The organism is Terasakiella sp. 4MB5A, from assembly GCF_050058155.1.
Classification (GTDB): domain Bacteria; phylum Pseudomonadota; class Alphaproteobacteria; order Rhodospirillales; family Terasakiellaceae; genus Terasakiella; species Terasakiella halodenitrificans.
The window spans coordinates 1512732-1532870 of record NZ_CP188815.1; the positions used below are offsets into that span (position 1 = coordinate 1512732).

19 protein-coding genes and 1 other RNA gene are annotated in these 20139 nt (G+C 46.5%); 14 read left to right on the forward strand and 6 right to left on the reverse strand.

Features of this window, described 5'->3' with window-relative positions; translation table 11 throughout:
• Positions 1–20: 20 nt before the first annotated feature.
• A complete protein-coding gene (locus tag ACI0FF_RS06980; RefSeq protein ID WP_419799393.1) occupies positions 21–314 on the forward strand; it encodes a putative quinol monooxygenase in 294 nt (97 codons plus the stop codon).
• Positions 315–349: 35 nt separating this feature from the next.
• A complete protein-coding gene (locus ACI0FF_RS06985) occupies positions 350–1366 on the forward strand; it encodes a zinc-binding alcohol dehydrogenase family protein (RefSeq protein WP_419799394.1) in 1017 nt (338 codons plus the stop codon).
• Between the two features lie 50 nt (positions 1367–1416).
• Here the strand turns inward: ACI0FF_RS06985 and ACI0FF_RS06990 are convergent, their stop codons facing one another.
• Positions 1417–2355 (reverse strand): LysR family transcriptional regulator, encoded by a 939-nt coding sequence (locus ACI0FF_RS06990; protein ID WP_419799395.1) that lies wholly within the window; start codon positions 2353–2355, stop codon positions 1417–1419.
• A 178-nt stretch (positions 2356–2533) separates the two neighbouring features.
• On the opposite strand from ACI0FF_RS06990, the gene ACI0FF_RS06995 reads away from it, so the two are divergent.
• The 6 genes from ACI0FF_RS06995 (at position 2534) to ACI0FF_RS07020 (ending at position 8775) form a co-directional block, all read left to right on the forward strand.
• Positions 2534–3547: a TRAP transporter substrate-binding protein gene (locus ACI0FF_RS06995; protein ID WP_419799396.1), complete on the forward strand. Its 1014-nt coding sequence runs from the start codon at positions 2534–2536 to the stop codon at positions 3545–3547.
• Positions 3548–3611: 64 nt separating this feature from the next.
• Entirely contained in the window at positions 3612–4154 is a 543-nt protein-coding gene (locus ACI0FF_RS07000) for a TRAP transporter small permease subunit (RefSeq protein WP_419799397.1), read from the forward strand.
• A complete protein-coding gene (locus tag ACI0FF_RS07005) occupies positions 4141–5466 on the forward strand; it encodes a TRAP transporter large permease (RefSeq protein ID WP_419799398.1) in 1326 nt (441 codons plus the stop codon). Before ACI0FF_RS07000 ends, ACI0FF_RS07005 begins: the two co-directional genes overlap by 14 nt.
• A 4-nt stretch (positions 5467–5470) precedes the next feature.
• The gene (locus ACI0FF_RS07010) at positions 5471–5905 is read left to right on the forward strand and encodes a universal stress protein (protein ID WP_419799399.1); all 435 of its coding nucleotides are present in this window, start codon (positions 5471–5473) and stop codon (positions 5903–5905) included.
• Positions 5906–6040: 135 nt separating this feature from the next.
• Complete coding sequence (gene gabT / locus ACI0FF_RS07015; RefSeq protein ID WP_419799400.1) at positions 6041–7309, forward strand: 4-aminobutyrate--2-oxoglutarate transaminase; 1269 nt, start codon at positions 6041–6043, stop codon at positions 7307–7309.
• Between the two features lie 14 nt (positions 7310–7323).
• Positions 7324–8775 (forward strand): NAD-dependent succinate-semialdehyde dehydrogenase, encoded by a 1452-nt coding sequence (locus ACI0FF_RS07020; protein ID WP_419799401.1) that lies wholly within the window; start codon positions 7324–7326, stop codon positions 8773–8775.
• A gap of 68 nt (positions 8776–8843) precedes the next feature.
• Here the strand turns inward: ACI0FF_RS07020 and ACI0FF_RS07025 are convergent, their stop codons facing one another.
• Positions 8844–10265 carry a PLP-dependent aminotransferase family protein gene (locus tag ACI0FF_RS07025; protein WP_419799402.1) on the reverse strand — a complete coding sequence of 474 codons (1422 nt, stop codon included), beginning with the start codon at positions 10263–10265 and terminating at the stop codon, positions 8844–8846.
• Between the two features lie 238 nt (positions 10266–10503).
• Here ACI0FF_RS07025 and dctP point away from each other — a divergent pair, with 238 nt between their 5' ends.
• The 6 genes from dctP (at position 10504) to ACI0FF_RS07055 (ending at position 17314) form a co-directional block, all read left to right on the forward strand.
• A complete protein-coding gene (dctP, locus tag ACI0FF_RS07030) occupies positions 10504–11550 on the forward strand; it encodes a TRAP transporter substrate-binding protein DctP (protein ID WP_419799403.1) in 1047 nt (348 codons plus the stop codon).
• Positions 11551–11624: 74 nt separating this feature from the next.
• On the forward strand, positions 11625–12128 hold the full coding sequence (locus tag ACI0FF_RS07035; protein ID WP_419799404.1) for a TRAP transporter small permease subunit: 504 nt from the start codon (positions 11625–11627) through the stop codon (positions 12126–12128).
• Positions 12125–13444 carry a TRAP transporter large permease gene (locus ACI0FF_RS07040; RefSeq protein ID WP_419799405.1) on the forward strand — a complete coding sequence of 440 codons (1320 nt, stop codon included), beginning with the start codon at positions 12125–12127 and terminating at the stop codon, positions 13442–13444. The genes ACI0FF_RS07035 and ACI0FF_RS07040 overlap by 4 nt, the downstream gene beginning before the upstream one ends.
• Before the next feature lie 16 nt (positions 13445–13460).
• Positions 13461–14729 carry a hydroxymethylglutaryl-CoA reductase, degradative gene (locus tag ACI0FF_RS07045; RefSeq protein WP_419799406.1) on the forward strand — a complete coding sequence of 423 codons (1269 nt, stop codon included), beginning with the start codon at positions 13461–13463 and terminating at the stop codon, positions 14727–14729.
• A gap of 154 nt (positions 14730–14883) precedes the next feature.
• Complete coding sequence (locus ACI0FF_RS07050) at positions 14884–15666, forward strand: 3-hydroxybutyrate dehydrogenase (protein ID WP_419799407.1); 783 nt, start codon at positions 14884–14886, stop codon at positions 15664–15666.
• A gap of 22 nt (positions 15667–15688) precedes the next feature.
• The gene (locus ACI0FF_RS07055) at positions 15689–17314 is read left to right on the forward strand and encodes a sulfotransferase (protein ID WP_419799408.1); all 1626 of its coding nucleotides are present in this window, start codon (positions 15689–15691) and stop codon (positions 17312–17314) included.
• Here the strand turns inward: ACI0FF_RS07055 and ACI0FF_RS07060 are convergent.
• The 4 genes from ACI0FF_RS07060 to ACI0FF_RS07075 form a co-directional block, all read right to left on the reverse strand.
• The gene (locus ACI0FF_RS07060; RefSeq protein ID WP_419799409.1) at positions 17305–18126 is read right to left on the reverse strand and encodes an alpha/beta fold hydrolase; all 822 of its coding nucleotides are present in this window, start codon (positions 18124–18126) and stop codon (positions 17305–17307) included. The two genes, ACI0FF_RS07055 and ACI0FF_RS07060, sit on opposite strands and share 10 nt — an antisense overlap.
• A gap of 24 nt (positions 18127–18150) precedes the next feature.
• An RNA gene (gene rnpB / locus ACI0FF_RS07065) (RNase P RNA component class A) lies at positions 18151–18538 on the reverse strand.
• A gap of 28 nt (positions 18539–18566) precedes the next feature.
• Entirely contained in the window at positions 18567–19211 is a 645-nt protein-coding gene (locus tag ACI0FF_RS07070) for an N-acetylmuramoyl-L-alanine amidase (RefSeq protein ID WP_419799410.1), read from the reverse strand.
• Complete coding sequence (locus tag ACI0FF_RS07075) at positions 19208–20125, reverse strand: LysR family transcriptional regulator (RefSeq protein ID WP_419799411.1); 918 nt, start codon at positions 20123–20125, stop codon at positions 19208–19210. Before ACI0FF_RS07075 ends, ACI0FF_RS07070 begins: the two co-directional genes overlap by 4 nt.
• Positions 20126–20139: the final 14 nt, after the last annotated feature.

Below are 20139 nucleotides of genomic sequence, written 5' to 3' on the forward strand. Positions count from 1 at the left end.
AGTTCATAAGGAGCACGTACATGTCAAAACTTACCATTGTGGCCCATATAACGGCAAAAGTGGATAAAATCGAACAGGTTAAGGCCGAGCTGGAAAAGCTTATTGCGCCAACCTGTGTAGAAGAAGGGTGTTTACAATACGACCTTCATCAAGACCGGGATAATCCAGCCTATTTTATGTTTTATGAAAACTGGCAGTCCCGCACCATGTGGCAACAGCATCTGGCGAGCAAACATTTAGCGCATTACAAGACAGCTACAGAAGGTAATGTGGATGAATTTAGACTGAATGAGATGACACATCTTGCAGATTAATGAGCTGAAAATTGTAACGTGAAAAGAGACAGATAATGAAAGCAATCGGATATAAAACAGCAGGCGCGATCGAAGCGGCTGATTTTGTTGAATTTGAAACAGAAACACCGGATATCGGTTCGCACGATCTATTGGTTGAGGTGCGTGGTGTGTCGGTTAATCCCGTTGATACAAAGGTTCGGGAAAGAGCGCAGCCGGAAGACACACCTAAAATCCTAGGGTTTGATGCGGCCGGGGTTGTGAAGCAAGTTGGCAGTGCCGTCAGTAAATTTAAAGTGGGGGATGAGGTTTTTTATGCTGGTGATTTGACCCGGGCAGGGACCAATTCGGCACTGCATGTGGTGGATGAACGCATCGTTGGTAAAAAGCCTGACACGCTTGACTTTGCCGAGGCTGCCGGATTGCCGTTAACGTCCATCACAGCATGGGAATTGTTGTTTGAGAGCCTTCAAGTCAAGGAACATGAGGGCGAAGGTGATAGCATCCTTATTATTGGTGGGGCTGGGGGCGTTGGTTCCATCCTCATTCAACTGGTCAAACAACTGACAAAATTAAGCGTTATTGCAACCGCATCGCGCCCGGAAACTGTGCAATGGGTACAAAGAATGGGAGCCGATTATGTGGTAGACCATCGCCAACCTTTGGCCGCGCAGGTCAAAGAATTGGGGCAGGAGCCACGTTATGTCGCCGCATTGACTGGGACGGATGGGCATTTTGATGCCATTATTGATTTGATTAAACCACGCGGACATGTCGCTTTTATTGATGATCCGGAAAATTTGGATATCAAGGCAGGTAAGTTAAAGGCACTGAGCTTTAGCTGGGAGTTTATGTTTACACGTTCGATGTTTCAAACGGATGATATGGATCAACAACATCAATTGCTTAATCGTATCGCAGATTTGATTGATAAGGGAATTTTGGTATCCACGGTGACCAATAATCTAGGCCCCATCAGTGTCGGTACATTAATTGAAGCGCACCGCCTTCAGGAAAGTGGTCGAGTGATTGGTAAAAACGTACTCGACGGATTTGAACCCGTTTCGTCCTGATAGAAGATAACCTTCTTTGCAATATTCACAGATGCAAAGAAGGTTTCTTTTTAATAAGGGGGGATCTGCTCGTTGAGTTCGTGCGTTTTCTTGATGATATTAATAAACATATCGCGAGCCAGGCTGGGTTGGGCGGTGACTTTTGAAATAACAGCAACACCTAAGGGGAAGCTTTTGATTGATTTTCCAATGACTTTTAATTGACCGCTTTCGACATAGGGCTGGGCGTAGGCTTCCGGTAAAAAGCCGATATATTGCCCGGAAAGAAGCAAAGGAATACGCGCTTCAAAAAAGTACGATACGGCAGAGGCTTTCATATCAAAAAATTGTTTATAAACTTCCATATGCGGGGTTAATCCCGCATGGACCAGATCATATTGGTTTAATTTTTCCCGGGTGATTTCCTTTTCGGGTAAATCAAATAAAGCATGACCTTCGCCGCAATAAAGATAGTGCCTGTCGGTGAAAAGGTGGAAATACTCAATACCGTAAATTTTGCGGTGATAGGGAATGATGGCAATATCAATCTGGTTGTTGAGGATTTTGTTTTCCATTTCTGTCATTTCTTCGACATCGAAATGAAGTTTGACACTAGGGGCCACGGCGGAAAATTGCCTTATAATATCAGCGAGTTGGCAACGCTGGTCGGTTGCGAGGCTATCTGTCAGGGCGATTTTCAGGGTTCCGGCAGGGGAACCCACCAGATTGTTGACGGCACTTCTGAATTTTGAAATCTGATTTAACAGCTGGCAGGTCTGTTCATAAACGATGGCGCCTTCGTCTGTTAAGGAAAAGCCACCGCGTCCTCTTTTGCATAATTTCATATTCAACCGGGCTTCCAGCGCGGCAATATGGTTGCTGATAGAAGGACGGCTGATATTTAATTTGGCTTCGGCAGCAGCGAAACCTTCGCATTCGGCAACTGTTTTGAAAATTTTGAGCTGCTTAATTTCATGGTCGCCAATGGGGCCGATCGGTTTATTTTTCATTCAAAATCAATCGTGTTCGAGCAAGTTTTGTACTTAATGTTTGTTTTATTGGTATCAAATGTCAATTATACGTAAAAAAAGTTAAACGTAAAGATTGGAGAATAGAGATTTAAGCAAAATTTCCGACGTGGAATCATTTCTTCGTAATCTATGAACTTTTCACTTTATGAGGGCAGTAATGCTAACAGGGATTAAAAAGAAATTATTCGCATCGGCAATGGCGCTGGCAATGGGCGTCTCGACTTTCGCAGTAAATGCAGACGCAGCGGAATTTAACTGGCGCTTCAGCAACCTTTATGGTCGCGGTACGGCGTTTGGTGAAGTGTATGAAAGCCTCGCTAAGAACATCGAAGAAGGTTCAAACGGGCGTATTAAAGTTCAAGTTCTCTTTTCAGGCGAAGGTGTGGGGACCAGCGGCCTGTTGGGTGCTGTGAAATCCGGCCTCGTGACAATGGGCGCACCGTTCCAATCTATGCATGCCGGTGAACTGCCTGCAGGTGTTGTTGAAATCGGCCTGCCCGGTGGTACAGATGATCCTGCAAAATTACAAGACCTGTTCCACAATCAGGGTTGGGATAAAATCCTGACCAAAGCCTATGGTTCACAAGGCATGACATGGTTGGAGCCCTATATTCAGCCGGCGGTTTATGTTTTGACCAAAAAACCGATCAATTCTATCGAAGATTTCAAAGGGTTGAAAATCCGTGCGCCGGGGGCTTATGGTAAGTTCCTGCGTAACTTGGGTGCCTCTCCGGTATCTTTGGCATGGAGTGAGATTTACACAAGTTTGGCAACAGGTGTGATTGATGGCTCCATCGGTTCCAACATGATTGATCACCGTGACGGTAACCATGTCGAAGTCGCAAAATACATGTACAAACTGCCGCTGGCCGGTGCACAGGTTTTGCCGATCGTTGTAAACCGCAATGCATGGAAAAAATTACCTGACGATCTCAAAGATGTTGTACGCAAGGCAACGGAGAAACACGCAGAAGACCAACTGCGCCTGTCACGCAAATGGGAAGCCGAAGCGGTTACGGAAATGGAAGGTAAAGGCCTGAAATGGAGCCCTGAACCGTCTGAAGCCGACCGCCAAGCATGGGCAGAAGCTGGTGCTGGCCTGTGGGACGAATATTCCGCAAAAGACAAATTCAGCAAAGAGTTGATCGACGTTCTGCGCGCGCAAAAATAATAGGTCCCTATGGAGGTAACCGGGCTGTCCACATTTGTCGGCAGCCCGGTTTACGATAAAATTTATGAAATTTTCCAATCTTCTAAGGAGCTTTTGCACATTTATCGATTGGCTTGTTGCACTTACAGGTAAAATGGCCGCCTTGCTTATGCCGGTGTTGGCTCTCATCGTAGCGTCCGAGGTTTTCTCCCGCTATGTTTTGAATAAACCGACCGTTTGGGCCTTCGATACATCACTCTTCCTGTTTGGCTATATTGCCGCGCTGGGTGGTGCTTATGCACAACAGAAAAAAGCTCATATCAACGTTGATATTCTTTATCTACAGGTCTCTCATCAAACCCGAAGTGTCTTTAACATTGTGGCCTATGTGTTGGGGATCTTCTTCTTGGTGCTGATTGTTTATACCTGCTTCGGCAAATTTGAAGAAGCGATTGAATTTGATTATCGCCGCCAAAGTGAATGGGCCCCGCCGATGTTTCATTTTTGGGTTATGGGCTGCGTTGCCGCGTCCCTCTTTATCGCACAACTGATCAAAGATTTGATTGTTGATGTTTATTTCCTGTCAACCGGGCAGGCATTGCTTGAGGAGGTCGATGATGGGAATTGAGCTTTTAACACTGGTCTTATTGGGCTGTATTCTGATTTTCTTCGCCATTGGTGCCCCTGTTGGTTTAGCCTTGGGTGGTATTGCAATGGTTGTTGGCTATTTCGTTTGGGGCGAAGGTATCTTTAACGTTCTGCCAACGACAATTGAGGCCACTTATTTCAGTTTTATTCTATTGGCGATCCCGCTTTATATCTACATGGGGCAACTGTTGACGAAATCGGGCATTGGCGATGCCATGTTCAATTTCTCTCAAATGTTAATCGGGCGTTTGCGTGGTTCTCTTGCCCTCAGTGTTATCGGGGTGTGTTCCATGATCGGCGCGATGGTCGGTATCATCGGGGCCGGGATTATGACATCGGGCAGTATTGCCCTGCGCCCTATGTTGGAACGCGGCTATAACAAACGTCTCGCCCTTGGTGTGATTATGGCTGGTGGTGGATTGGGCATCCTGATCCCGCCGAGCATTCCCATGATCATGTTTGCCGCTTCGACCCAGAATTCCGTTGGTCGCATGTTCTTGGGGGCGATGATGCCTGCCTTGCTGACCGTTGTTCTAATGATGCTTTATGTGATTATCAGCTGTTGGATCAACCCGGAACGCGCACCTAAAGACACAGACGATCTTGATTTTGTCAAACCAACGGGGAAAGAACGTTTTAAAATCATCCGGGATGGTTTTTGTTCCATGCTGCTGATCTTTGTTGTGTTGGGCAGTATCATCACGGGGATTGCAACACCGACGGAGTCCGGTGCGGTTGGTGTAGTCGGTGCGATTATTCTGGCGATCCTGTTTAAGCGTTTTAAAGCGGATATGTTTTTATCTGCGGGTTTTCAGACTGGGACTTTGGTCAGTGTTGCCATGTGGATTATTTTCGGTGCATCGGTTTTCAGCAACTTCCATTTGTTGATGGGCGTACAAAGCATGGTTGCCGATTTTACCGGCACGCTGGATTTGCCGCCGATTATGATCATTATCATGTTCCAGATCATCATGCTGCTGTTGGGCTTTATCATTGATGAATTCATCATTGTTTTAATGTGCGCGCCGCTGTTTACACCGATTGCTGTTTCCTTGGGGTATGATCCGATCTGGTTTGGGGTGCTGATGATCCTGAATATCCTGATTGCCGTTCAAACACCGCCTTATGGATTTGCTTTGTTCTATCTAAAAGGCATTGCACCGCCGGAAATCGGTATGTCCGAAATTTACAAGTCGGTCACGCCGTTTATTGCGCTTAACTTGATTGTTTTGATCCTGTGTATGGTCTTTCCACAAATCGTTTTATGGTTGCCTAACTTGGTGATGGGATAGCGAAATGGCTGTTTTTAAGAAAATTTTGTTACCGGTTGATTTGGCCCATGAAGAACAAATTGAGGAACAGATCAAAGTTGCGGTTGCCATTGCCAACAATGAAGAGGCGGAAATTCACATGCTTTATGTGGATCAAAGCCTGATCCATCGGGCAGGCTATCCGCATTTAAGCAAAAAAAATGTGATGGACCATCAAGGGGATGCGGTCAAAAAAATTGATGTATTCCTGAATAAACTTCCCAAGAACCTTAAAGGGGGCAGTTTGTGCAGGGAAGGTACAGCCCATGATCAAATTGTTGAAACGGCAGAAGAACTTGGTGTGGATGCCATTATCTTGATGGCACAGAAACCGGGTATTTCCAGCTACTTTATCGGATCAAATGCGGAACGGGTTGTCCGTCATGCCCATTGTTCGGTTTTCGTCATTCGCGAGGATTAACGTCAAATGCTTTTACAGATTTAACCGTCACCTACGGTTTTCACACAATTAAACGAATAACGGTATGCAAGGGATGCATATGGCCCCCCCCTTTGCCTGCCCAAGACCTACTTTGGAAAGAATAGAGGTACTAAAATGGCTAACAATGCAAATCTCCTGGAACGTCGTATTGATGCGATTTCGCGCGGCGTCGGCTTTATCACGGATTTCTTTGCGGAACGTGCGGAAAATGCGGAAATCTGGGATGTAGAAGGTCGTCGCTTTATTGATTTTGGTGCCGGGATCGGGGTCTGCAATACAGGACACCGTAACCCCCAAGTCACAGCCGCAATTGAAAAACAGGTCGCAGCCTTCACCCATACCTGTCACCAGGTCACACCTTATGAAAACTATGTGGAATTGGCGGAAAAACTGAACAAGTTTGTTCCCGGTCCCAGCAAGAAAAAAACAGCTTTTGTCTCCACTGGTGCCGAAGCCGTTGAAAATGCCATCAAAATTGCACGCGCCCACACAGGGCGTACAGGTGTGATTGCGACAAATGGCGGTTTCCACGGCCGGACATTTATGGGGATGAGCCTGACAGGCAAGGTGATGCCTTATAAGGCGGATTTTGGTTCCATGATGAACGATGTTTACCATTTCCCGTTCCCTAATGATGTGCATGGCATTTCTGTTGAGGCCTCTATCAAGGCATTAGAAAACTTGTTCAAATCCGATATTGCCCCGAAAAATGTCGCGGCCATTATTTTTGAGCCGACACAAGGCGAAGGCGGTTTTTATCCGGCGCCGCAAGATTTTGTTGAACGTATCCGCGCCATTTGTGACGAACACGGCATTGTTATGATTGCTGATGAAGTTCAAAGCGGTTTTGGGCGTACTGGCAAGTTCTTTGCGATGGAACATTACGGTGTTGAAGCCGACTTGACGACCTCTGCCAAAGGATTGGGCGGCGGTATGCCAATTTCTGCCGTTATTGGTAAGGCGGAAATCATGGATGCACCGAACCCGGGTGGTCTGGGCGGAACATATGCCGGTAATGCCGTTGCCGTTGCGGCGGCGAATGCGGTGTGTGACATCATGTCCGATCCGGCCTTCCATGAACGTACAACCGCCTTGGGTGAAAAATTACGTGCCATGTTGAGCGCATTGAAAGACGGTGTTCCCCAAATTGCAGACGTGCGCGGTCAAGGTTTGATGGTTGCTGTTGAATTTATCGAAGACGGGAACCCGCGCGCAGATATGGTGGCTTCCGCCATTAAATTTGCCAAAGAAAACGGTCTGATTTTGCTGTCTTGCGGTGTCTATGGCAACTGCATCCGTTTCTTGCCGCCACTTACCATTCAGGATGAAGTTTTTGACGAAGCCCTGAACATTATTGCTGCTGCCATTAAACAAGCCGCGTAAAGGGAGATATTTTTATGAACTTGACCAACAAAGCACTCCTGCGTGACAAAGGTTATATCGACGGGGCGTGGATGGATGCCGACAATGGCGAAACGCTGGAAGTGACCAACCCTGCGACGGACGAAGTGATTGCGGTTGTTCCCAAGATGGGTGCCGCAGAAACACGACGTGCGATTGAAGCGGCCCGTGTTGCACAAAAACTATGGAAACGTCGCCCGGCGAAAGAACGTTCAAATATTCTTCGTAAATGGTTCACCCTGATCATGGAAAATCAGGAAGATCTCGCGCAAATTATCACGGCCGAAATGGGTAAACCCTTGACGGAAGCTCGTGGTGAAATTGCCTATGGTGCAAGCTATATTGAATGGTATGCCGAGGAAGCCAAGCGCGTTTACGGTGAAACGATTCCGGCCCCATCCGATGACAAGCGTATCGTTGTGATGAAACAGCCGATCGGGGTGATCGCCTCAATCACCCCGTGGAATTTTCCCAACGCCATGATTACCCGTAAAATTGCCCCGGCCTTGGCGGTTGGATGTGCGACGCTGATGAAACCGGCAGAACAAACCCCGCTGTCTGCACTTGCCTTGTGCGAATTGGCGGAACAAGCGGGCTTTCCGAAAGGTTTGATCAACTGTGTCATTGGTGATCCGGTTGCCATTGGCGGGGAAATGACGGCAAATGATACGGTTCGCAAAGTGACCTTTACCGGTTCGACCGGTGTGGGTCGTTTATTGATGAAACAATCTTCCGATACCATCAAAAAGCTGGGATTGGAATTGGGCGGTAATGCACCGTTTATTGTTTTCGATGATGCAGACTTGGATGCCGCTGTCGAAGGTGCGATGATTTCCAAATATCGCAATTCGGGCCAAACATGCGTTTGTGCGAACCGTCTTTATGTTCAGGAAGGGGTCTATGATATCTTTGCTGAAAAACTGGCGGCCAAGGTTCGGGAACTGAAAGTCGGAAATGGTTTGGACGATGGTGTCGCTCAAGGTCCGTTGATTGACATGAAAGCTATTGAAAAAGTCGAAGACCACGTGGCCGATGCGCTTGCCAAAGGCGGTGAAATTGTGTGTGGCGGGAAACGTCATGCCTTGGGCAAAAGTTTTTTTGAGCCGACAATCATCAAGAATGTCACCAAAGAGATGAAAGTCGCCCGTGAAGAAACGTTCGGCCCCGTCGCCCCTTTGTTTAAATTCAAAGATGCCGAAGATGTCATTGAACAAGCCAATGATACGGAATTTGGTTTGGCCTCTTATTTCTATTCCAAAGATATGAGCAACGTTTTCCGCGTGGCTGAGGAATTGGAATACGGCATGGTTGGCGTCAATACAGGCCTGATTTCAAATGAAGCGGCCCCATTTGGCGGGGTTAAACAATCTGGCTTGGGACGTGAAGGTTCCAAGTTCGGATTGGATGACTACCTCGAACTGAAATACGTCTGTTTATCTGAAATTTAATAGATTTCCTTCCTCCCAATATCAGGCGGAAGGATAGTTTCTCCCGAGAGTTCTCCCCTAGAGACTCTTTACTTATCCCCTTCTTCAATTCGGAGAAGGGGATTTTTTAAATGATCTGCCATAAATTCGAGAAAATCCAGATTGCTGGCATGAGCAATATTCAAACGCATGGCACAAGGTGAGATGGTTTCTTCGAGTGTAAAAACAGAACCGGGGGCTAAAAATATGCCGCGTTCCATCGCAGACTGTACCAGTTGGTATTCGTCGTCTTCTTGCGGGCTTTTAATCCAGATATAATATCCCCCGGTGGGCGGGACAATGATCTCTGCACCAATGCTTTCCAAATCAATGAGGGCTTGGTTGCGGGCTTTATCGGTGCGCTTTTTCAAGCGTCGTAAATGTCTGACGTAATGACCGTTGACCATTAAGTTATAGACAAGACGTTCACCAAATTCAGATGAACTGACAACCGTCAGCATTTTTAAATCGCATAAGGCGGCGATGAGATCGCGGTTTCCTGCGACATATCCAACGCGAAGATTTGCCGATAAGGTTTTTGAAAATGTGCCGATATATAAAACACGGTTAAACTGATCCAATGCGGCCAAACGGGGGGTAGAAGGGGGGAGGACATCTGCAAACGGGTCATCTTCTACGACCAGTATGTTGTGTTTTTCCGCTAGCATTAAAATTTGGTGGGCAGTTGCAATGCTGGTTGATCCGCCTGTCGGGTTATGGGCAAGTGATTGGGTGAAAAAAATTTTTGGTTTATGGATGTTGGCTTTTTGGGCGAAATCGTTTGGGTCTGGGCCATCTGCCAATCGTTTAATGCCAACGATTTTCACATTGGATAATTTTAATTTTCCAAATAGGGGATAATATCCCGGCTCATCCACAAAAACCACGTCACCGGGGACAAGCATGTGACGAATAATCAGGTCCATTGCATGATTGGCCCCGTTGGTTAGCAGAATTTGTGAAGGTTCGGCGTGAATTGATCTTTCTGATAACAAGACGGTGATGCGTTCGCGCAAAGGGGTATATCCCATAGGGGAACCATAACCATCACGTAAATTGGTGTCGCGTAAAGATTTGGGACTTCTGAAAAAAGCGGCAACTTCGGAATCTTCGATCCATGAATAAGGCAAGCGACCATCGCCAATAGGTACTTTATAGGTGCGCCCCAATTGTTGACGCAGCAGAGAAATGACACTGATCGCCTCATTTTGTTGAGGGATGGATTCCGGGACAATATTGCGACACGAACCAATGACAAAATAGCCAGCTCCCTGTTTTGCGCGCAGATAGCCGATGCCGACCAAACGGTCATAGGCTTCCGCCATTGTGTTTTTGGAAACACCGTTCTCTTTGGCGGCTTCACGAATGGATTGTAGCCGTGTACCGGGCTTTAAAGTTGCGCTTTCAATCATGGTTGAGATGCGATTAATGATGGCCTCAACCAGATTTGTAGAGTTTATATTCCGTGCCATTTCTTTAAAATTGTACCTATAATTTTAATGGTACAGTGCCTCAAAATTATAAGATAATTGTCCCTGTCTAACAAAAATTTATATCGGCATACTGTTGTCAATCACTCGTACCGTCAAGGGATTTGGGGTCACTTATAAAAATGTTCTTATTATTCATTTTGAATAATTCTAAAAAGTGTCCCAGCTTTTCGGTAAAGAAGTGCTACAAAAGCTAAATTTTTAACAGTGGAGTTGATCTATGAAAGACGTGAGCAGACGGAATCTGATTAAAGGCGGTGCTGTGGCCCTGGGTGCCGGTGCTGCGGTTTTGACAGGTGCAAAACCGGCAAGCGCAGGTGAAAAAATTGTATGGCGGATGCAAGCCTTATGGGGCGCTGGCACAACGCCGCAAATTTATGAAGAAAAGTTTGTTAAACGGGTTGCTGATTTAACCGATGGCAATTTCGAAATTAAATTGTTCGCAGGGGGGCAACTGGTTCCCAATGCGCAGGCGTTTGATGCCGTTCGTTCCGGTGCCTTCCAGATGATGAAAACGTTTGATGGTTATGCTGCGGGTAAAATTCCGGCTTTTGGTTTTACGTCCACGGTTCCTTTTGGTTTTCCTGACCCGGATCAGTTTGAGGCTTGGTTCTATGAATTGGGTGGTTTGGATATGGCGCGCGAAGCTTATGCACCAGCTGGGTTGACCTATATCGCACCGACCGTTTATGGCGAAGAGCCGATCCATTCAAAAGTCCCGCTTAAATCTTTGGCAGACTTTAAAGGCAAAAAGGGCCGTTTTGTTGGTCTGGCCAGCAGCGTGATGGGGGATATGGGTGTATCTGTGGCACCATTGCCGACAAGCGAAGTTTATTCCGCCTTGGATAAAGGTCTGATTGATCTGGCAGACCGTGGTGACATTAAAGCCAACTTTGAACAAGGGCTGGCTGAGGTCGCAAAGTATATCATTTTACCGGGGGTTCATCAGCCGACAACCGCCACAAGCTATGTTGCCAATACGACCGCCTATGGTGCCCTGCCGGAACAATATAAACAGGCGCTTGCGGTTGCTGCGCGTGAAATTTCTTCTTCTTTGCGCCAAAACATCATGGTGTCAAACGTCGAATATTTACAGAAGTTCAAAGATGCGGGTGTGGAAATTATCACACTAGATCAGGATGATATTGCACAAGGGCGTAAAACAGCCGTTGAGTCATGGCGCAAAGCGACCAAAGGTAACGAACTGGCAACACGTGTGCTGGAAACGCAAATGAGTTACATGCGTCAACTTGGACTTTTGGCCTAAAGCTGAGATGTGTCCCGACAGTGCCTTTTGATTGTGCCTGTCGGGAACCTTTCCTCTTCCTGAAAAGAAAATAAATGAAATCAATTGCTTATTTCATTACGTCGGTGAATCGTTTCTTTTTTCAATCGGCGAAATGGATCATTTTTCTCATTGTTCCGATTATGTTGCTTGAGGTCGTCAGCCGATATGTCTTTGACAGTTCAACGATTTGGGCATCTGAACTCGCGACTTTGTTGTTTGGCCCTTATTTTTTGTTGGGTGGGCCTTACCTGCTTTATTTGGGCGGGCATGTCGCTGTTGATCTTTTAAAAGATCGCGCAGGGCCACGTTTGACCTTTTGCATGGAATTGGTCGGTTTGATGATGGGCGGTGTTTTCGCCGTCATCTTGACAGTTTATTCGACCGGGCAGGCTTATAATTCCTTCTTGTTAAACGAAACATCCTTTTCAACATGGAACCCGCAAATCTGGCCTTTTAAAATCTTTTTGCCGATTGCCAGTTGTTTGTTGGTTGGTCAGATTTTGGCAAATCTTGTTTTCCTGTTTTCTCATGAGACACGTCAGGAGGAAACGGTATGAGTTCGTCTTTGACACTCTTTTTAATGTTTTCTGCGCTTGTCTGCGTCATGTTGACAGGGGCACCGCTGGCGTTTGTGTTGGGCGGTGTGGCATTTGGCTTTACCATTTTGTTATGGGGGCAGGATGCGCTGGTGATCTCGGTCCTGCAAACCTTTGAAACCATGACATCGGAGGCCTTGCTCGCCATTCCCCTTTATGTGCTGATGGCTTGTATTCTGCAACGGTCCGGCATTATCGAAGATTTATATAGTGCGATGGAAAAATGGTTTTCCCGGATTGGCGGCGGTCTGGCGATCGGGACGATTATCATTTGTACGATTATGGCGGCGATGACCGGCGTGGTCGGTGCTGCCGTTGCAGCGATGGGGATTTTGGCGTTACCGTCGATGTTGAAACGACATTATAACCAACCGCTTGCCCTTGGGGCAATCTGTGCGGGCGGTACGCTTGGTATTTTGATCCCGCCATCTGTTGTGACGATTGTCTATGCGATAACGGCAAAGATTTCTATCGGTAAAATGTTTATTGCGGGTATCGTTCCCGGCCTGATTTTGGCAGTGCTTTACAGCGGTTATATCTGGATACGCGTGTGGATCAATCCTGCTCTCGCACCAAAACCCGATGACAATGAAGATGATTTTACTCTTGGGGAAAAATTACGTTCGTTAAGGACGCTTATTCTACCGGCCTTTATCATTTTAGGTGTGTTGGGAACCATCTATTTAGGGATTGCAACCCCAACCGAAGCTGCGGCTGTTGGTGTCGTCGGTGCCTTGATTTCTGCACTGGTATCGCGTCGTCTTGTTTTTCAGGAAATTTCAGGGGCGGCAACGGATACGTTGAAAGTCACCGCGATGATTTTATGGATCACAATCGGTGCACGGACGTTCATTTCTGTTTTCAGTGCAACGGGCGGGGCGGACTCAGTTGTCAGTTTTGTTCAAAATTTACAATTCTCCCCCTATATGGTGCTGGGCATCCTGATTTTGGTGCTGGTCTTTCTTGGGCTGTTTTTGGACGAAATCGGTATCATTTTATTATGCGTGCCCGTGTTCCTGCCAATCATCACAGCCCTTGATTTCGATCCTTTGTGGTTTGGTGTTCTCTTTATGATTACGGCGCAAATGGCCTATATCACGCCGCCTTTTGGATACACGTTGTTCTATCTGAAGGGGGTGCTGCCGCCTCATATCGGTATCGCCCAAGTGTATCGCGGTGTGATCCCGTTCTTTCTTCTGCAAGTTTTCGCTTTAATTCTGTTTGTTTTGTTCCCCGATCTGGTGACGTGGTTGCCGAATTTCATGGTCGGGCACTAAAAATAAGAGGTCAATAATGTCTGTTAATTCCCGTATCTCAGGTTTTCACAAGTTGCCTGTTGAGGAACGTTTGAAAAAAGTGGCCGAACATACTGGCCTTGCTTCGTCTTCGCTGGATACATTTGCCGATAGTGGCAATTTACCGATGGATGTGGCTGACCGTATGATTGAAAATGCCATTGGGACTATGCCCATTCCCATCGGGATTGCGACCAATATGATCATTGATGGCGAAGATGTCCTAATCCCTATGGCATCGGAAGAATCATCGGTGGTGGCGGCTGTTTGTAATGCGGCGCGACAATGCCGGGATAGTGGTGGATTTACCACATCTATGACCGGGTCATTAATGATTGCGCAAATCCAGCTTGTTGAATGCAGCGATCCTTTTGCGGCACGCATTAAAATCTTGGAACAGCGCGAGAAAATTAAAGAAATATGCAATGATGCTGATCCGGTTTTGATCAAGCTGGGTGGTGGTTTTCATGATGTTGAGGTTCGTATACTTGATAGCAAATCCGGTCCAATGGTGATTACCCATATTATTGTGGATACACGTGATGCGATGGGGGCCAATACGGTCAATACAATGGCGGAAAAACTCGCGCCATTTATCGCAGAATGGACCGGGGGGCGGACATGTTTGCGCATTTTGTCCAATCTGGCGGATCAACGTTTAGCGCGTGCGCGCGCCACATGGCGTTTGCAAGATATTGGCGGGGGGGAAGTGCGTGATGCAATGATGCAAGCCTATTACTTTGCAGATGTTGACCCCTATCGCGCGACGACCCATAACAAGGGCATCATGAATGGTATTTCTGCTGTTGTCTTGGCAACGGGAAATGACACGCGTGCGGTTGAATCCGGTGCGCATGCCTATGCGGCACGTTCGGGACGCTATACAAGCCTGACCAATTGGGAAGTGGATCAAGACGGTAACCTTGTTGGATCAATTGAAGTGCCCATGCCGGTTGGTCTTGTTGGTGGAGCCACCAAAATTCATCCGGTTGCGCAAACCAATCTCGAAATTTTGGGAACAAAAAGTGCCGCAAGCCTTGCGCGCACCATTGCAGCCGTTGGTTTGGCCCAAAATTACGCAGCCATGCGGGCGTTGGCAACGGAAGGCATTCAAAAAGGTCATATGGGATTGCACGCCAAAAACATTGTGGCGATGGCGGGCGGTGTCGGTGATGAAATTGATATCGTTGCCGAAATTCTGGTTAAATCCGGGACGGTGCGTGTTGATGTTGCCGAACAGGAATTGGCAAAATTACGCAACAAATAATCATCTAAGTGTCTGACCTATTATCCCTTCTGTGACGATTTCTTGCAGAAGGGATTTTTTTTGTTTTCAGATTGATGTTGGTGTGTCCAAGAACCTTGACCTTGGAAAACAAATGTTTAACTATCCTGCAAAAATTATATATGGGAGATCTTTCATGTTAACAGGCAAAATTGCAGTTGTAACAGGTTCGACAAGCGGGATTGGTTTAGGGATTGCACAAGCATTTGCCGAACAAAATGCCGACGTGGTTGTGAATGCACGGACACAAACAGCGGAAACCGATGCTTTGGTTGAAAAACTGAACGGTTTGGGCACAGGGCGCGTTATTTTTGCAGCTGCGGATTTGTTAAAACAAGCGGATATTGAAGCCATGATGGCAAAAGTCAAATCCCATCTTGGCCCTGTTGATATTTTGGTCAATAACGCCGGCATGCAGCATGTGGCGCCGATTGAAGATTTTGCACCGGATAAATGGGATATGGTGCTTTCTTTGAACCTGAATGCTGCGTTTCATACCATGCGTTTGGCATTGCCCGATATGAAAGAAAAAGATTGGGGCCGCATTATCAATGTGGCGTCTGCTCATGGTCAGGTGGCTTCTGTCAATAAATCGGCTTATGTGGCTTCTAAACATGGATTGATCGGTTTAACCAAGGTCTGTGCGCTGGAAACCGCCGAAAGCGGGATCACGGCCAATTCCATTTGTCCGGGTTGGGTGCGCACACCATTGGTGGAAGATCAAATCATGGCGCGTGCTGAAAAATCTGGTCGTTCTATTGACGAAGAAGCTCGTGACCTGTTGTCAGAAAAACAGCCATCAAAACAATTTGCAACTCCAGATCAATTAGGGGCCGCTGCGGTGTTCCTATGCAGTGATGCTGCCAGCCAGATGACCGGCTCCACCCTGACGATGGACGGCGGTTGGACGGCTGTTTAACGAATATATATGGGATTGCTAGATGCTTTCGAAAGTCGACCTTTTTATACAAAGTAAAAATTATAGCGGTGGTTTGAAGCTTGCAAAAAAGTTGTTAAAAAATAATGCGGTAAAAAGGGAAGCCTTCTCAAAAGCAATCTTTTGCGCCACTCAGTTGGGAGATCAGAAAGAAGCTCTGACTCTCTATAAAAAGGCACATGCGAATTTCTCAAATGATGATGCTATATTACAAAACTTTGCGGGGTTTTGTTTTTCGATTAAACGGATAAAAGACGCATTAACTCTATATTTAAAGCTTCTTAAGCGTCATCCTGAGGACGGGATAACATTGGCGAATATTGCGGCATGTCATTTGTTTGGGGATGATGTGGAGCAGGCGGAAGAGTTCGCTTTGAAGGCGATAGAAACGGGACGTACCAGTTCGAATGCGTATGATATTTTAGGCACGATTTATCTGAAAAAAGGCAGGGTAGCGGATGCGGAAAGCCAAATGATTACCGCATTGGAACAGTTTCAACCAAGTTTGCATAGTGCCTATAATTACCTGCAATTTTGTGAAAACCATAACCAATATGAAAATTGTGAAAGGGTGTTTGCCAGCTTACCTGATAATTTAAAAGGGCATCCATCCATTTTATTGCAAATGGGTATTGTGTTATCTCGCGTGAAACAATATGAGCCAGCATACCATATGTTTGAACAAGCACTGGCAGGGGTTCATGTTTTAGATACGCGTAAACAAAAAAAGCTCGCATTTGAATATGGAAAGTTGCTGGATAAGATGGGGCGCAGTGAAGAAGCTTTTACTGCTTTTCAAAAGGGAAATGCCATAGCAAAAGATCTATGTAATTTGCCGGAAAGACCTAATCAGAATGATTTAATCAATTTACAGGCTCGTATCATCGTGGCAGGTGATGATGTGGAAGAAGCGCCTGTCTTTGTTATTGGGTTTCCTCGTACAGGGACCACATTGGTTGACCAGATTTTATCTACGGATTGCAATGTACAGAGTTTTGAAGAAAGTGCAGTCTTAGAAAACCTTTTTGATAGCCAAGCTAATCTGATTGAGGCCTCAGCTGTCTTGGACCGGTCTGAATTGCAAAGGCGATTTTTCAGGGAATATAGGGAAAGCATGGCGTGGGATGGAAAGTCTATACTTGTGGACCGGAGCGCGCCAAATTTTGTAAGATGCCGTTTTATTCGCTCTCTGTTTCCGAATGCAAAAATTATTATTTTACATCGCCACCCATGCGATGTCGTACTGTCTTGTTTTATGCAAGATTTTGCAGAAAACCAGTTAACGCGTGAGTTTTTCGATTTAAAGAGCACTGCAGAGTTATATGATCACGCTATGTCCGTCGTGAAAATGGACGAACAGATGTTGTCTGTACGTTATGAAGATTTAATTGAAGATTTTGATAACGTATCGCAGAAAATCTTCAACTTTCTTGGATTAACATGGACAGAAGATACGAGAGATTTCTATAAAACCGCCCTGAATAAAGAGGCAATTAGAACAGCTAGTTATCATCAAGTTACCAAACCTTTATATAAAGATGCGCTTAATCGTTGGGAGCGATATAGAGGGGAGATGGAACCTGTTCTTCCGCTTTTATCACCTTGGATAAAGGCCTTGGGTTATACATAGGCAAAGTCTTTGAATTGATTGATGATCTTTACAAATCTTTCTGGATCAAACAGATGTGGGGAGTGGTCCGCCTGTTCAATCAGGTGGAGTTGGTTATGGGGCAGGGTGTTTTGCATGTAGTGTGCAACAGCCTTGCCATAATAATTACTGTCTGTCCCATAGACCAGCAAGGTAGGCAGGGTGATGTTGGGCAGAAGATCGCGAAAATCGGCCTGTGTTAAACCCCGCCAGATATCAATGAGGGGAATGGGATCAAGGTTTTGAAGATAGGTCCGCAAGGTTTGTATGCCTTTTGAATTTTCTTCGTATTTTTTATGTGTCTTGGCGTTGTGACCGAAGGCTGCGAGTTTAAGGACATTTTCGGCAAAATCATCTTGTAAAGCATTGATAAATGCAGCGCTTTTTTCTTGGTTAAACTTACCGTAAATACCGTGGACCCAGGTCGGGTCTGTCACCAGTTTGGGTGTTTGGTCAATGATGGCGATTTGGGACAGGTTGTCCTGCCCGTAAGTTTCCAGATATTGCCAGAGGATAAACGCCCCCATAGAATGCCCGACGACCATCGGCTTGTTCAGTTTATAATCAGAAATCAGATTGTTTAGATCCGTTGCCATTTGGAACAAGGTGCATGGTTTTTCACCGTGATGTACAGATCGCCCATGTCCGCGTGCATCCCATGTGTAAAGGGTGAAGTGATCTTTTAGCAGATCAATCACGCGTGCCCAGTCGTGATGGGATCCGCACCAACTGTGCAGTAGGATGAGGGCAGGGCCGTTCCCCTGAATATCTACATAAATATCACGATTTGTCATGTGGGCCATATGCGTTGAAGAAATAAAGTCAGGTGGTCTGTAAGCCGGGTTCTGTCCCCCTGTTTGCACAGGATGGATGATCATTCGTCTGGGACGTTTGTTGCCAAACGCCTCGCGCGACACACCCGAACGGTAATGTGAATATGCATTTGCAGCCCGTTAAATCTGCCGTCCGTTCCTATTTGGTCTTGCTTCCGGTGGGGTTTACCATGCCTGTCCTATCGCTAGGCCAGCGGTGCGCTCTTACCGCACCCTTTCACCCTTACCCTTGTAAACAAAGGCGGTTTGCTTTCTGTGGCACTTTCCCTAAGGTCACCCTCGCCGGACGTTATCCGGCACCGTATATCCATGAAGCCCGGACTTTCCTCCCCATAGCCGTTACCAGCTATGGAGCGATCATCCAACCACCTGACAGTGCTTTGCTTAAGTGTAAAGGGGGGCTAGGTCAAGCAAATCCTGCTTAAAGCCTCTTTTGTTCTATCATCCAGAACACCATTTAGATGATCGGGGGTGAAGTGCCGTTGAAAGGCCAGAATGCTGTCTGCACCTTCATCTTCATATCCAAGATCCAAAAGGCTTGTTTGATTAAATTGCGCATCGGGCCATAAGCCAATGCCGTTTTGTGCAAGTTCGTGCCATGGAAACAATTCGCCGGGGTCTTGTTTGCGGTTGGGGGCGACATCGCTGTGCCCGACGACATTGCGGGCCGGAATGGGGTGGCGACTTAATATGTCTTTGGACAAATGTATGACGGCTTTGATTTGCTGTGCGGGAAATGCGCGGTATCCCCATTCATGACCGGGATTGACGATCTCAATACCGATTGAACGGGCATTAATATTTGTGTGTCCTCGCCAATAGGCAACACCAGCATGCCAGGCACGTTTATCTTCTGCGACCAATTGGATAATGTTGCCGTCTTCGTCAATCATATAGTGGGCGCTGACTTCTGCTTTTGAATCGCACATACGGTCCAATGCATCCTGAGCACTTTTCATACCTGTGTAATGCAGAACCAACATGTCAATCGGTGTATCTGTCGGGCGTTCATCAAAGTTTGGCGAGGGGGAGGATAGAATTTTCATGATTCATATTTATCCCACGGTGGTATTGGACTGAGTTTCTCTAGAAGAAAATCCAGAAAAACACGAAGCTTTGGTGCAACATAACGGTTTTGCGGGTAAATGGCCCAGAAATAAACCCGTGACGGGGGTTCGAAGTCACGTAAAATTTCGACAAGTTCACCGCTTTTAATACGTTCCCCGCATAAAAGCGTTGCGAGGCGAGCAATGCCAAGTCCTTGTAGGGCCGCATAATGATGAGCCTCGCCATTGTTGCTGAGGAAACTGCCGTTGACATGAATTAATTTGGGGCCAGGGCAATTGATGAACGGCCAGTCATTCAGGTAAGCGGGTTCATTATAGGTGATGCAGTTATGTTCCAGCAATTCTTCCGGGGTTTGCGGTTCACCGTATTTATTCAGATAACTGGGGGCGGCATAAACAATCCGACGTAATCGGCAAATGCGCCGGGCGATCATGGAAGAATCATAAAGCTCATCACCAATGCGCAAAGCGACATCATCACCGGATTCCATTAAATCTACGCGGTGATCGGATAAATTCATTTCAATTTTAATATCGGGATAGCGTTCTTTGAATTCGACCAGTAAAGGTGCAATGCGTCGAGCCCCCATGACAACGGGGGCGTTAACACGCAACAACCCGCGGGGACTATCGCGCATCCCGCCGACTTCGCTTTCAGCATTTTCAATATCCATTAAAATGCGTTGGCAATGTTCGAGGTAGCGTGCGCCAGCTTCGGTTAAATGAATTTTACGGGTGGTGCGATTTAATAACCGGACACCAAGCCGATCTTCAAGGGCATTGATTTGTTTACTAACGGCGGAAGGTGTGAGGTGCAATGCACGCGCAGCAGACGAAAAGCTTCCTTCTTTTACAGCTTGTGTAAAGATATTCATCTGGGTTTCTTTGGTCATGCATCACCTATTTA